This is a genomic window from Reyranella sp. (assembly GCF_044224635.1).
Lineage (GTDB): Bacteria > Pseudomonadota > Alphaproteobacteria > Reyranellales > Reyranellaceae > Reyranella.
This window is the reverse complement of record NZ_JBGAKA010000026.1, coordinates 39,161-52,354: the sequence shown is the minus strand read 5'-3', so window position 1 is coordinate 52,354 and position 13,194 is coordinate 39,161. Positions and strand designations below refer to the sequence as shown.

11 protein-coding genes and 1 pseudogene are annotated in these 13,194 nt (G+C 67.8%); 10 read left to right on the top strand and 2 right to left on the bottom strand.

Going from position 1 to position 13,194, the window contains the following annotated elements:
* Window positions 1–695 precede the first annotated feature (695 nt).
* From ACILR9_RS21775 to ACILR9_RS21760, 4 genes are read left to right on the top strand one after another with little or no spacing between them, the layout of a single operon-like run.
* Window positions 696–2,000, top strand: coding sequence for a PotD/PotF family extracellular solute-binding protein (locus ACILR9_RS21775; RefSeq protein WP_395712059.1), 1,305 nt, complete (start codon window positions 696–698; stop codon window positions 1,998–2,000).
* A gap of 18 nt (window positions 2,001–2,018) precedes the next feature.
* A complete protein-coding gene (locus ACILR9_RS21770; RefSeq protein WP_395712058.1) occupies window positions 2,019–2,948 on the top strand; it encodes an ABC transporter permease in 930 nt (309 codons plus the stop codon).
* Window positions 2,949–2,957: 9 nt separating this feature from the next.
* Window positions 2,958–3,824, top strand: coding sequence for an ABC transporter permease (locus ACILR9_RS21765; protein ID WP_395712057.1), 867 nt, complete (start codon window positions 2,958–2,960; stop codon window positions 3,822–3,824).
* On the top strand, window positions 3,817–4,995 hold the full coding sequence (locus ACILR9_RS21760; RefSeq protein ID WP_395712056.1) for an ABC transporter ATP-binding protein: 1,179 nt from the start codon (window positions 3,817–3,819) through the stop codon (window positions 4,993–4,995). The genes ACILR9_RS21765 and ACILR9_RS21760 overlap by 8 nt, the downstream gene beginning before the upstream one ends.
* A gap of 160 nt (window positions 4,996–5,155) precedes the next feature.
* Here ACILR9_RS21760 and rutA read toward each other — a convergent pair whose 3' ends face one another.
* Window positions 5,156–6,238: a pyrimidine utilization protein A gene (gene rutA / locus ACILR9_RS21755; RefSeq protein WP_395712055.1), complete on the bottom strand. Its 1,083-nt coding sequence runs from the start codon at window positions 6,236–6,238 to the stop codon at window positions 5,156–5,158.
* Window positions 6,239–6,475: 237 nt separating this feature from the next.
* Here rutA and ACILR9_RS21750 point away from each other — a divergent pair.
* From ACILR9_RS21750 to murJ, 6 genes and pseudogenes are all read left to right on the top strand, one after another.
* Window positions 6,476–7,323: pseudogene (locus tag ACILR9_RS21750) on the top strand (tetratricopeptide repeat protein).
* Entirely contained in the window at window positions 7,324–8,025 is a 702-nt protein-coding gene (locus ACILR9_RS21745) for an LON peptidase substrate-binding domain-containing protein (protein ID WP_395712054.1), read from the top strand.
* A 49-nt stretch (window positions 8,026–8,074) separates the two neighbouring features.
* The gene (locus ACILR9_RS21740) at window positions 8,075–8,293 is read left to right on the top strand and encodes a Trm112 family protein (protein ID WP_395712053.1); all 219 of its coding nucleotides are present in this window, start codon (window positions 8,075–8,077) and stop codon (window positions 8,291–8,293) included.
* A gap of 95 nt (window positions 8,294–8,388) precedes the next feature.
* Window positions 8,389–8,718 carry a gamma-butyrobetaine hydroxylase-like domain-containing protein gene (locus tag ACILR9_RS21735; RefSeq protein WP_395712112.1) on the top strand — a complete coding sequence of 110 codons (330 nt, stop codon included), beginning with the start codon at window positions 8,389–8,391 and terminating at the stop codon, window positions 8,716–8,718.
* 189 nt (window positions 8,719–8,907) lie between these two features.
* Complete coding sequence (locus tag ACILR9_RS21730; protein ID WP_395712052.1) at window positions 8,908–10,158, top strand: flavin-dependent oxidoreductase; 1,251 nt, start codon at window positions 8,908–8,910, stop codon at window positions 10,156–10,158.
* Window positions 10,159–10,454: 296 nt separating this feature from the next.
* Window positions 10,455–12,053 carry a murein biosynthesis integral membrane protein MurJ gene (gene murJ / locus ACILR9_RS21725; RefSeq protein WP_395712051.1) on the top strand — a complete coding sequence of 533 codons (1,599 nt, stop codon included), beginning with the start codon at window positions 10,455–10,457 and terminating at the stop codon, window positions 12,051–12,053.
* Here the strand turns inward: murJ and ACILR9_RS21720 are convergent.
* Entirely contained in the window at window positions 12,022–12,963 is a 942-nt protein-coding gene (locus ACILR9_RS21720; RefSeq protein ID WP_395712050.1) for a succinylglutamate desuccinylase/aspartoacylase family protein, read from the bottom strand. The genes murJ and ACILR9_RS21720 overlap by 32 nt on opposite strands.
* Window positions 12,964–13,194: the final 231 nt, after the last annotated feature.

Genomic DNA, 13,194 nt, shown 5'->3' with positions numbered 1-13,194 from the left:
GCCGCGCTCGGGATGACAACGATGCTCGCTGCGAGCAATGCTGCCATCCCGAGCGCAGCGAGGGACCTTTCATCTTTCTCCAAAGCGCTATGCCGCCTGCGCCGGCCGGGCGACATGCCGGCGGCACTGCATCAAGGGCTGGATGCGTTCGCCGAAGGTCGCGGTGCCGCTCACGAGCTCGTCGAAGGTCAGCAGCACGCCGGCCAGTCCGGGATATCGTCGCCACCTCGTCGAGCAGGCGCGCCACCGTGGCAGGCGAGCCGACCAGCAGGCCCATGCTGATGTCGACCATCGCGCGCGGATCGATGGCCTGGCCCACGCTGCTGCCGCCCGTTGCATTCTTGTCGGCTGTCGCCTGCTCGACCATCCAGGCCAGCGCCTCGAGATCGGCGCCCTGCCTGTAGAGCTAGATCGCACACGCCCTTTTCCCAGAGGTCACGCAGGATCTGCACGTATTCCGTCGCACAACGGTAACGATCAGGGTGAACGAGGACCGTCGCGGCTGCACAAAGCCGGTTCACTTGGCCCCATCGATCGCTTACGATTGGACCACCAGCGTCGCGTTATCCTCCCCGGATGCCTTCGAGGAGCCCGTACCGCCGCATCTCCGATCACGCGGCACGTTTTTTGCGACGGGTCCGGCACGGGGATTTTCCAAGGCCCAGTTTTCCGTCCGATCAGAACGGGGGTGTCGCATGGCGCGCAAATCTTCTGAGACCATCAACAAGCTCAATCGTCGTCGCCTGCTCAAGGGTGCCGTGGCGGGCAGCGCCGTCGTCTCAACCGAGGCGATCATGGGGTTTCCCACCGTGTGGGCGCAGAACATCAAGGACATCACGCTGGTCCAGGCCGGCGGGTCGTACGCCGTCATCAAGGAGATCGGCGAGCAGGCGAGCAAGGATCTCGGCTTCAAGCTCACCATGCAGGCGATCACCGACGATGTGCAGCTCAACCGCTCGCTGACCCAGCCGCAGACCATCGACATCAACAACATCGACAGCACCAAGATGCCCTACCTGGTGGGCAAGGGCGTGCTGGCGCCCATCCCGGTGGCGAAATACAAGCAATGGGCCGACACCGTCCCGCTGTTCACCAAGAACGCCTATCCCGACGGCCGCCAGGCTTCGAACCAGGGCCTCTCGCCCTTCAAGGCGATGTTCTACGAAGGCGCCGACGGCAAGAAGCTGGCGACCAAGGCGACCGATTTCCTCACTTTCGTGCCCACCATCTACAACGCCGACACGCTCGGCATCCGGCCCGACCTGGTGGGCGGCCGCGACAAGGTCACGACCTGGAAGGATCTGCTCGATCCCAAGTTCAAGGGCAAGACCGCGCTGGTCGACTATGCGCCGGTCGGCGTGATCGATGTCGCCATGGCGCTCGAGGCGCGCGGCGACTTCAAGTACGGCGACAAGGGCAACATGACCAAGGAGGAGATCGACAAGACGATCAAGATCATGATCGATCTCAAGAAGGGCGGCCATTTCCGCTCGTTCTGGAGCACCTTCGACCAGTCGGTGAACCTGATGGCGTCGGGCGAGGTGGTGATCCAGTCGATGTGGTCGCCGGCCGTCACCGCCGTGCGCTCGCGCGGCATCGACTGCTACTACGTGCCGCTGAAAGAAGGCTATCGCGGCTGGTTCGTCGGCCTGGCGCCGATGGCCCATCTCAGCGGGCTCAAGCTCGAGTGCGCCTACGAGTACATGAACTGGTACAATTCGGGCTGGCAGGGCGGCTTCATCGCCAAGCAGGGCTACTACTCCGCCGTGCCGTCGACCGCCAAGAGGTTCCTGACGGCCGAGGAATGGGACTACTGGTACGACGGCAAGCCGGCGGCGGTCGACATCAAGGACCCCTACGGCACCCTGATGGAGAAGAAGGGCACGTCGCGCGACGGCGGCGCGATCTGGGACCGCATGGGCAACATCGCCTGCTGGAACACGGTGATGGACGAGGATCGCTACCTGACGCGGCGCTGGAACGAGTTCGTCTCGTCCTGATAGGCAAGTCCGTCAGCCATGGCGCTCTTCAATCACACGGCGGACGGCGCAATGGACGCCGCGCCGCCGACTGCCGAGCAGCTCGCCGACGAGCGCAGCGGCGAGCGCGCGTCGTGGTGGCAGACCGGGCCTCTGGTCGCCGTGTTGCTGCTGTTCTTCGGCCTGCCCATGCTGGTCGTGCTGGCCGTCAGCTTCTTCGACTTCAGCCGCACCGAGATCATCCCGGCCTTCATCTTCGACAACTACATCGACCTGTTCCGCTCGCAGGTGACGCTCAGGCTCTACCTCAGCTCGCTCAAGTTCGCCGCCATCGTCTGGCTGGTGACGCTCGTGCTGGGCTTCAACATCGCCTACTTCCTGGTGTTCCACGTCAGGAGCCTGCTCTGGCAGATCGGCCTGTTCCTGGTCTGCACCGTGCCGTTCCTGACCTCGAACATCATCCGCATGATCTCGTGGATCCCGTTCCTCGGCCGCAACGGCATCTTCAACCAGGCGCTCGAGGGGGCGGGCATCACCAGCCAGCCGCTCGAGTTCCTGCTGTTCTCCGATTTCGCGGTCATCGTGGCCTACGTCCACCTGTTCACGCTGTTCATGGTGGTGCCGATCTTCAATTCGATGGCACGCATCGACAAGAGCCTGCTCGAGGCAGCGCGCGATGCTGGCGCCGGCCGCTTCCGCACCGTCGCCGAGATCGTCCTGCCGCTCAGCAAGACCGGCATCGCCCTGGGCTCGATCTTCGTCATCACCCTGGTGATGGGCGATTCGTTCGTCGTGCGCACCATGAGCGGCGGGCAGAGCGCCTCGGTCGTGTCGGCGCTGCAGAACGAGGTGGCGGCCCTGCAATACCCGCCCGCGGCGGCCAGCGCCGTCATCATGGTGATCATCGTCACCCTGATGGTGGCGGGCATCCTGCGCCTGGTCGACGTGCGCAAGGAATTGGCCCGATGAGGGACAACAATGCACGGCTCTGACGAGGGCAGGCCCTGGACCTTCTACGCCTTCGCCGCGTTCTTCGGCCTGTTCGTGCTGTTCCTCTACGGGCCGATGATCGTGATCTACATCCTGTCGTTCCAGGGCCCCAACGGCGGCATGACCTTCCCGCTGAACGGCGTGTCGCTGCACTGGTTCGGCGCCCTGGTCTCGCAGACGCGCGTCGGCGACATCGCCGGCTCGTTCCAGCGCTCGATCGGCCTCGCCGCCCTGGTGGCGGTGATCACCGTGGTGCTGTCGGTGCTGGCCGGCCTCGGCTTCCGCCGGCGCTTCCGCGGCTCGGCCTTCGCCTTCTATCTCGCCATCGCCAGCCTGATCATGCCCGGCCTGTTCGTCGGCCTGGGTATTGCGCTCGCCTTCCGCCTGCTCGGCCTGCAGACCGGCTGGTACACGACGGGACTCGGCGCCCAGCTCACCTGGACCCTGCCGTTCGGGCTCCTCATCATGTTCGCCGTGCTGGGCCGCTTCAACCGCTCCTACGAGGAGGCGGCGACCGACCTCGGCGCCACCAACTGGCAGCGCTTCAGCGAGGTCACCTTGCCGATGCTGCTGCCCGGCATCATCGGCGTGGCGCTGTTCGGCTTCACCCTGTCCTACGACGAGCTGGCGCGCACCGCGCTGACCGCGGGCGCCCAGAACACGCTGCCGCTCGAGATCTGGGCGATGACCACCACCATCACCTCGCCGACCCTCTATGCCGTCGGCGCGGTCACCACCATCGTCTCCTTCATCGTCATCATCGCCGCCCTGACCTCGATCGCGGCCATCCAGCGCCGGCGCGCGCGCGGCAAGCTGAGGGCGACGGCAGCACAAGCGGAGCAGTCGCATGACTGAAACCAACGGAGCCGGAACGACCGGCAGCGGCGAGGTCGTGGTTGCCGACGTCACCAAGCGCTTCGCCGAGACCGTCGCGGTCCGCGAGCTCAGCCTGACCATCCCGCACGGCGCCTATTGCTGCCTGCTGGGCCCCAGCGGCTGCGGCAAGACGACGATCCTGCGCATGATCGCCGGCCACGAGCGGCCGACTGCCGGCGACATCCGCATCGGCGGCCGCTCGGTGCTCGGCCTGCCGCAGGTCGAGCGCGGCACGGCGATGATGTTCCAGAGCTACGCCCTGTTCCCCCATCGCAGCGTGCTCGACAACGTGGCCTTTGCCCTCAAGATGCGCGGCGCGGGCACGGCCGAGCGCCACGCCAAGGCGCGCGAGCTCCTGACCAAGGTGCAGCTCGAGAGCTTCGCCGACCGCCTGCCGGCCCAGCTGTCCGGCGGCCAGCAGCAGCGCGTGGCTCTCGCCAGGGCGCTGATCACCAACCCGCGCGTGCTGCTGCTCGACGAGCCCTTGTCGGCGCTCGACGAGTTCCTGCGCCTGCGCATGCGCGGCGAGCTGCGCCGCGTGCAGAAGGAGCTCGGCATCACCTTCATCCACGTCACCCACACCCAGCTCGAGGCGATTGCGGTGGCCGACACCGTGGTGGTCATGACCCAGGGCCGCATCGAGCAGGCGGCGAGCGCGCGCGACATCTTCGTCGCGCCGAAGAGCGCCTACGTGGCGCGCTTCGTCGGCGGCCAGAACGTGCTGATGGGCAGCGTCGAGAGCATCATGAACGACACGGCGGCGGTGGCCAGCCCGAGCGGCGCCCGCTTCGCCTTCCCCGTGGGCGAGCTTCGGCCGGCGCGCGGCGCGAAGCTCTATGGCTCGATCCGTCGCGACCGCATCGCCGTCGAGAAGCTGGCGCCCGGCGCCCGGCCGACCGTCGGGCTGAACAGCGTGACGGGCGAGGTCCACACGATCGAGAACCAGGGCTCCTATGTGAAGGTCACCCTCGATCTCGCCGACAACGAGGAGTTCGTCGCCAACATGCCGGACGACGCCTTCTTCGCCAACCCGCTCGACATCGGCGACAAGGTCGTGGCCCGCTGGTCGGCCTCCGACGTCAAGCTGCTGGACGACGGCCTGCCGAAGGAGACCCCGGCGCCGGCGCGAGGCGCAGCAGCGGCAGGATAATCATTTTCCTCCCCAGCGTCATCGCTGGGGAGGTGTCGCGTCATACGCGACGGAGGGGTCATGAGCCCCAGGCTCGACCCTCTCCCATGACTCATGACCCCTCCGTCCGCGACTACGCGGACACCTCCCCAGCTTCGCTGGGGAGGAGCATGAGCACAAGCTACGCTACCGCCTTCAGCTTCTCCTGCCGCGACTTCATCAGCGGCTGGATATGCTGGCCGAACTGCTCCATGCCCAGCAGGAAATCGTCGAAGGTGAGCATGATGCCCTTGGTGGCCGGCACGGTCGCGACCTCGTCGAGCATGCGGGCGATCGACGCGTAGGAGCCGACCAGCGTCCCCATGTTGAAGTTGATCGCCCCTTCCGGGGCGGAGATCGCCTTGGCGGTGCCGCCCTCGGCGGCGTTGGGATCGGCGTTGGCCTGACCCGACATCCACGACAGCGCGCCCATGTCGGCACCGTCGTTGTAGCGGCGCCACTTGGCCATCGCCGCCTCGTCGGTCTCGTCGGCGATCACCATCATCAGCACGTAGTTGCCGACATCGCGGCCGGTCTTGGCCGCCGCCGCCTGCATGGCGAGGTTGGTCGGCGTGTGCGCGGTCGGCGTGTTCACGCCCTTGCCCAGGGTGAAATTGTAATTGCCGTAGGTCGCCCCGAACTCCATGCCGCGCGGGCTCTGGCCGGCGCAGACGATCTTCATGTCGGCCTGCGGGCGTGGCGAGAGCTTGCAGTCGGTCATCTGGAAGTAGTCGCCCTTGAAGTCGGACGAGCCCTTCTCCCACAGCTCGCGCAGGATGGTGACGTACTCGGTGCTGTAGTCGTAGCGCTTGGCGAAGTGCGCCTCGCCCGGCCACAGGCCCATCTGCTCGTACTCGTCCTTGGCCCAGCCCGAGACGATGTTGACCCCGAAACGGCCGCCCGAGATCGAATCGATGGTCGAGGCCATGCGCGCCACGATCGCCGGGGGGATGGTCAGCACCGCGACCGAGGCATAGAGCTGGATGCGTTTGGTCACCGCCGCCACGCCGGCCATCAGGGTGAACGATTCGAGGTTGTGGTCCCAGAATTCGCTCTTTCCGCCGAAACCGCGCAGCTTGATCATCGACAGGGCAAAATCGAGCCCGTACTGCTCGGCCTTCAGGACGATCTGCTTGTTGAGCTCGAAGGTCGGCATGTACTGCGGCGAGGTGGTCGAGATCAGCCAGCCGTTGTTGCCGATCGGGATGAATACGCCGATATCCATCGGACGCTCCTGTACGCGGGGGGGATGGGGTCGCAGGCGGCGCAGCAAGCAGCATGCCAGTGGTCCGGGGGCGGCTCCAGGCGCTCCGCGGCGCATTCGCGCTCCTCATTCTCCCACGGAGTGGAATCCCTCCTCCGACTACGGGGAGGGCTTCGAGAGGCCCCCCGCGCCCCTTGCGCCTCGGGGGGCCGGAGGCCACATTGCGAGCGACGTCATTTTCCCCCCGATCGAGGACCCATGGAACCGATGCTGAAGGGCGCCGCGCCGCAGGCTGCCCCCGCCGATCTCATCAAGGACAGCGATCAGACCAAGTTCGCCAAGGACGTGCTGGAAGCCTCGCGCACCGTGCCGGTGATCGTCGATTTCTGGGCCCCCTGGTGCGGCCCGTGCAAGCAGCTCCAGCCGGCCAGCTGCGCATCCAGTCGATCCCCGCCGTCTACGCCTTCTTTGGCGGCCGGCCGGTCGACGGCTTCATGGGCGCGGTGCCGGAGAGCCAGGTCAAGCAGTTCGTCGACCGCCTGGTGCAGGCCACCGGCGGGCCGGCGGGCGAGGGCGGCGACGAGATCGCCGAGCTGCTCGAGCATGCCAAGGCGGCGGTGGCGCAGAACGATCTCGACCTGGCGGCACGCATCTACAGCGAGATCCTGGGTGTCGAGCCGACCCATGTCGTGGCGCTGGCCGGCATGGCGCGCTACCACGTCCAAGCGGGCGATCTCGAGCAGGCGCGCGAGCTGCTGGCCCAGGTCGAGGCCAAGGACAAGACCAACGCCGAGGTCGTCGCCGTGCAGGCCGCCATCGACCTCGCCGAGAAGGCCAAGGAGGCCGGCCCGATCGGCGAGCTGCAGGCCAAGGCCGCCGCCGATCCCAAGGACTTCCAGGCGCGGCTCGACCTCGCGCTGGCCTACTGGGCCGGCGAGAAGCGCAAGGAGGCGATCGACGAGCTGCTCGCCATGATCAAGGCCGACCGCAAGTGGAACGAGGAGGCGGCCCGCCAGCAGCTTCTGAAGTTCTTCGAGGCACTGGGCTTTGCCGATCCCCTCGCCGTCGACGGCCGCAAGCGGCTCTCGACCATCCTCTTTTCCTGAGTGTCGCGCCGCAGCCCCTTCGAGCCGAGCTTCGAGCAGCTGCCCGAGGCGCTGCCGATCTTCCCGCTGTCGGGCGTCCTGCTGCTGCCCGGCGGCCGGCTGCCGCTCAACATCTTCGAGCCGCGCTACCTTGCCATGGTGTTCGACGCCCTGGCCGGCCATCGCCTGATCGGCATGGTGCAGCCGATGCAGCCCGGCGGCTATGCCGGCGACGGCCTGCCGACCGGGGACGGCCGACCGCCGGTCCACAAGATCGGCTGCGCCGGCCGCATCGTGAGCTTCAGCGAAACCGACGATGGGCGCCTGATGCTGGCGCTGGCCGGCGTCTGCCGCTTCGAGACCAGCCGCGAGCTCGACCCGGCGCACGGCGGCTACCGTCGCGTCTCGGCGCTGTTCTCGCCCTATCGGGCCGATCTCGACCACGCCGACGAGCTGATCGAGCTCGACCGCGAGCGCCTGATGGCGGCGCTCACCGCTTTCTTTCGCGGCCGCAACCTGTCGACCGATTGGGACGCGGTGAAGAAGGCCGCCGATTCGAACCTGGTGACCTCGCTGTCGATGATCCTGCCGTTCGGCCCGGCCGAGAAGCAGGCGCTGCTCGAGGCGGCCGACACGTCGGCCCGGGCCAAGCTCCTGATCGCACTGCTCGAGATGAGCGCCTTCGGGCCGTCATCGGAGACGCCCCCGCAGCGGACCAACTGACGGCCACCAACTGACGGGCCAGAGCCCCGCATGGTATGATCAGATCATCATGACAGAGCAGCCGGACGAACCTGCCCAGTCGCGTCGCGCCGGAGTGGATCCCAAGCTCCTGGAAATCCTGGTGTGCCCGGTATCGCACGGCCCGCTGGAATACGATGCCGTGGCCGGCGAGCTGATCAGCCGCAAGGCCGGCCTCGCCTATCCGATCCGCGACGGCATCCCGATCATGCTGGCGAGCGAGGCGCGACAGATCAGGGACACGCCGTGAGCGCCGAGCCCAAGCGCCCGAGCAATTTCCCCAAATCCGCGCCGGACGAGGGAAGCTACGAGGCGGAAACGGCGCCGTGGCCGACCGAGCTTCGCCTGATCCGCGAGGAGGCGCGGCTCGATGTCGAATTCTCCGACGGCAGGTCGTTTGCCCTGCCGGCCGAATACCTGCGCGTCGAGAGCCCGTCGGCCGAGGTGCAGGGCCACGGGCCCAGCCAGAAGAAGATCGTCGCCGGCCGGCGCCGCGTGAAGATCACCGACCTCGAACCGGTCGGCCATTACGCCGTGCGCATCGTGTTCGACGACGGTCATGACAGCGGCATCTTCAGCTGGTCGTACTTGCGCGAGCTCGGCGAGGAGCAGGCCGAGCGCTGGGCGGCCTATCAAGCCAACCTGCAGACGCGCGGCCTGAGCCGCGACCCCTGAGGCGCCAGGACATCTGCATGTGGACGCGCTCTTCTTTTTCTCCCCCCAGCTTCGCTGGGGAGGTGTCCGCGTCTTCGCGGACGGAGGGGTCATGAGTCACAGTCACGCTGCTCATGACCCCTCCGTTGCCGTAGGACGGCGACACCTCCCCAGCGAAGCTGGGGAGGAAATGATCATGGCCCTGACGCCATGAAGATCGTCATCGCCGGCGCCGGCATCGGCGGGCTCACCGCGGCGATGTGCCTGAGGCGCGCGGGCTTCGAGGTTGCCGTCTACGAAGCGGTGAGCGAGCTGCGCCCGCTGGGTGTCGGCATCAACATTCAGGCCGGCGCGGTGCGCATCCTGTCGAGCCTGGGCCTTGAGCCCGCGTTGGCCGCAACCGGTATCGAGACGCGCGAGCTGCGCTACGCCAACCGGCACGGCCAGACGATCTGGGCCGATCCGCGCGGCCGCCATGCCGGCCTGCCATGGCCGCAATTCTCGATCCATCGCGGCGAGCTGCAGATGATCCTGCTGCGCGGCGCCGAGCGCATCGTGGGTCGCGACGCGATCCGCTTCGGCCGGCGCATCGCCGGCTTCGGGCAGAAGGGCGCCAAAGTCCTCGCCCGCTTCGTCGATCGTGACGGGGCGGCGGCGGAGACGGTCGAGGCCGACGTGCTGATCGGCGCCGACGGTATCCATTCAGCGGTGCGCGCCCAATTCCATCCCGGCGAGGGCCCGCCCAAATGGCAGGGCATCCTGATGTGGCGCGGCGTCACCGTGGGCAAGCCGTTCCTCGGCGGCAACACCATGGTGCAGGCGGGGCACCACACCCAGAAATTCGTCTGCTACCCGATCAGCCGCGCCCATGCCGAGCGCGGCGAGGCGCTGATCAACTGGATCTGCGATCTCCATATGGGCGACGGCGCCATGCTGCCGCGCGAGGATTGGAACCGACCCGGCAAGCTCGCCGATTTCCTGCCGCGCTTCGAAGGCTGGAAGTTCGACTGGCTCGACGTGCCCGAGGTGATCAGGGGCGCCCATGCGATCTTCGAGTTCCCCATGGTCGACCGCGATCCGCTGCCCGCCTGGTCGCATGGCCGCGTCACCCTGCTGGGCGACGCCGCCCATCCGATGTACCCGATCGGCTCCAATGGCGCCTCGCAGGCGATCCTTGACGGTGAGGCGATCACCCAGGAGCTCGGCGCCGGCAGCGACCCGGAGGCGGCGCTGAAGCGCTACGAGCAGCGCCGCCTGCCGCCGACCGCGCGTATCGTCGACAGCAACCGGCGCAAAGGCATCGACGTCATGCTCGACATCGTCGAGCAGCGTGCGCCGCAGGGCTTCACCTCGCTCGATACGGTGCTGCCGCCCGACGAGCTCGAGCAGATCGTCGCCGACTACAAGCGCCTCGTCAGCCAGGACCGCGAGACGCTGCTCAGGATGGCGGCGCAGGCGTGATCATGTTCGTGCTCCTCTCCTCCCTTAGGGCAGGGCATTCGCATACGGACGCCCTCTCATTTTCCTCCCCAAGCGTAGCTTGGGGAGGTGTCGCCGTCTTCGGCGACGGAGGGGTCATGAGCCCCAGTACCGCTGCTCATGACCCCTCCGCCCCGTATGACGGGGCACCTCCCCAGCGAAGCTGGGGAGGAGAGTGAAAGGCGCGCCCATATGCGAATGCTCTGCCCGTTAGGGGGAGAGGAAAATAAGATGCGCCCGCTCCCCAGCCGCACAGTTGCGAAGGAAAAAGCCGGGCCATGACCCTCGGCCGCGCCATCGCCACTGTCGGTGGGTTCACGCTGCTGAGCCGCATCGTTGGCTTCCTGCGCGACGTCGTGCTGTCGGCGATGCTCGGCTCGGGCGCCCTCGCCGATGCCTTCTTCGTCGCCTTCAAGCTGCCGAACTTTTTCCGCCGCCTGTTCGCCGAGGGCGCCTTCTCGGCCGCCTTCGTGCCGCTGTTCGCGCGCGAGCTGCAGGCGCACGGCCGCGAGCAGGCCGTCGCCTTCGCCCGCCAGGCCCATTCGGCGCTGCTGCTGGTGCTGCTGCCGTTTACGGCCCTGCTGATCCTGTTCATGCCCGGCGTGATGGCGCTGCTGGCGCCCGGCATGCGCGACGAGCCGGCGACCTTCGCGCTCACCGTCGAGTTCGGCCGCATCGCCTTCCCTTACTTGCTGTTCATCTCGCTGACCTCGCTCTATGGCGGCGTGCTGAACAGCATCGACCGCTTCGCCCACGTCGCGGCGACGCCGATCCTGCTCAACCTGGCGCTGATCGGTGCGGTCCTGGGGCTGACGCCGTTCCTGCCCAACAGCGGCTATGCCGCCTCGATCGGCGTTGCCATCGCGGGCCTGCTGCAATGGCTGTGGCTCCTGGTCGCCTGCGCCCGCGACGGCGTCACGCTCTCCCTGGTACGGCCGCGCTGGACCGAGCGCGTTGCCCGGCTGGTCAAGCTCGCCACGCCGGTGGCGATCGGCGGCGGCGTGCAGCAGATCAGCACCATGCTGGACGTGGTGTGGGCCTCGCTGCTGCCGGTCGGCACCATCTCCGCGCTGTTCTATGCCGACCGCCTCGCGCAATTGCCCCTGGGCGTGGTCGGCATCGCCATCGGCACCGCGCTGCTGCCGCTGCTGGCGCGCCAGCTGCGCGCCGGCGAGCGGCAGGCGGCGATGGCCAACCAGAACCGTGCCATCGAGGTCGGGCTGCTGCTCGGCCTGCCGGCCGCGGCGGCGCTGTGGCTGCTTGCCGAGCCGCTGACCCGGGTGCTGTTCCAGCGCGGGCAGTTCGGACCCGACGACACCTGGCGCACGTCGGGCGCGCTCGCCGCCTTTGCCGTCGGCCTGCCCGCCTTCGTGCTGGTCAAGGCCCTGACACCGGGCTTCTTCGCCCGCGAGGACACCAGGTCACCGCTCTACATCGCCACCGCGGCGATCGTCGTGAACGTCGTCCTGAACGTCGTGTTCCTCTACGGCACGGCCCTCGCCCATGTCGGCATCGCGCTCGCCTCCTCGCTGTCGGGCTGGCTGAACGCCTTCCTGCTCGCCGTGGTGCTGCGCCGGCGGCGCCAATGGGTGCCCGACCATCGGCTGATGGCGCGGACCATCCGCCTCGTCATCGCGACAGCCGCGATGAGCGGCGCGCTGTGGCTCGGCATGAGGGTGCTGGCAGCCCTCCTGACGCGGCCTGACCTGCTTGGCGCCGTCGTGCTGCTCGGCCTCTGCGCGCTGGGGGCTGCAATCTACGGCGTGGCCGGCGCGCTGCTCGGCATCATCCGGCTGTCGGAGCTCCGGTCCCTGATCCGGCAGCCGCGCGCCGCCAGGCCCGACGTCAAGCCAGTCGCCCCAGACGGACAACCGTGACGCCGGCCCGCAACGGCCGGTTGGACGATGGCATCACCAGCACGCACTTGTCGTACGGAGTGGTCACCGGCTCGCCATCGTCGTGGCCCAGCACGGTGCCGGCCTTGTCGATCACTTCCTGGCCCTCGAACGGCCGCACCGACTGGTAATTTCCGCGCTTGGTGGCGACAGCGTGGGTGACCTCGACCACGCGCTGCTGCGCCGGCGTGGACTGGCGCCAGCCGGCCGGCAGGTCGGCCGCATCGACCACGCCCGACTCGGCGAGAAAGCGGGCCGTGACGTCCTTGGCGACCGCGACCGACGAGGCGCGCCAGTGCTGGCCGGTCTCGATCAGCAGGGCGTTCTTCGGGCTCTTCGGATCGCCGAAGCCGCCATAGTCGCGCATGCGCATGCCGGCGGCGTGACCGGCGTCACGAATGATGTCGACGGGCGTGCCGACCCGGCGCGCCAGGGCGACGCCCTTGTCGAGCGGACCCGCCAGCATCAGCGGCACGCAGTCGTCGTGCATCGAATGCAGGTCGAGCAGCAGGTCGGCGCGCTCGACGAACGGCTTCACGATCAGTGCACGCTTCATCTCGGTTGTCGTCGGCGGCTGGTCGAGGCGGCCCCACACGCGATTGAAATCCTCGTCGACCATGCGCGACTTGAAGGGCGTCCTGGCATCGAAGCTGTGATAGGCGTCGATGTTGTTGAAGCTGAAGATCAGCGTGCCGTGGCGCGGCGCCAGCCCGGCCGCCAGCAGGGCATCGACGACCACGGCACCGGAGACCTCGTTGCCATGGGTCAGCGCCGTCACCATCACCGTCGGGCCGGGCTTGCCGCTCTCTTTCACATGGATGTAGGGCGCAGCGCCGGCCTCCCAGCGCCGCAGGCTCGGGAACTCGAATTCGATCGGCGGATTGTCGGACATGGCAGGAACCGCAGCTGCTGAAACAACGGCCGCTACGCTACTATGGCCGGACCGGACTGCCTATCGTCCCGCTCGGCCATTGCGAAACGAGGCATCGCTGCGCCCGCGCGCCTCCTCATTCACCTCCCCAGCGAAGCTGGGGAGGTGTCGCCGTCTTCGGCGACGGAGGGGTCATGAGCCTCATCACGTGACTCATGACCCCTCCGTCCGCGACTACGCGGACACCTCCCC

Bases quoted from the DNA above. Each gene is read 5' to 3' on its own strand.
- ACILR9_RS21765 (WP_395712057.1), top strand. From the start codon at position 2,958: ATGCACGGCTCTGACGAGGGCAGGCCCTGGACCTTCTACGCCTTCGCC.
- ACILR9_RS21720 (WP_395712050.1), bottom strand. From the start codon at position 12,963: ATGTCCGACAATCCGCCGATCGAATTCGAGTTCCCGAGCCTGCGGCGC.
- ACILR9_RS21740 (WP_395712053.1), top strand. From the start codon at position 8,075: ATGACAGAGCAGCCGGACGAACCTGCCCAGTCGCGTCGCGCCGGAGTG.
- ACILR9_RS21760 (WP_395712056.1), top strand. From the start codon at position 3,817: ATGACTGAAACCAACGGAGCCGGAACGACCGGCAGCGGCGAGGTCGTG.
- ACILR9_RS21775 (WP_395712059.1), top strand. From the start codon at position 696: ATGGCGCGCAAATCTTCTGAGACCATCAACAAGCTCAATCGTCGTCGC.
- rutA (WP_395712055.1), bottom strand. From the start codon at position 6,238: ATGGATATCGGCGTATTCATCCCGATCGGCAACAACGGCTGGCTGATC.
- murJ (WP_395712051.1), top strand. From the start codon at position 10,455: ATGACCCTCGGCCGCGCCATCGCCACTGTCGGTGGGTTCACGCTGCTG.
- ACILR9_RS21730 (WP_395712052.1), top strand. From the start codon at position 8,908: ATGAAGATCGTCATCGCCGGCGCCGGCATCGGCGGGCTCACCGCGGCG.
- ACILR9_RS21770 (WP_395712058.1), top strand. From the start codon at position 2,019: ATGGCGCTCTTCAATCACACGGCGGACGGCGCAATGGACGCCGCGCCG.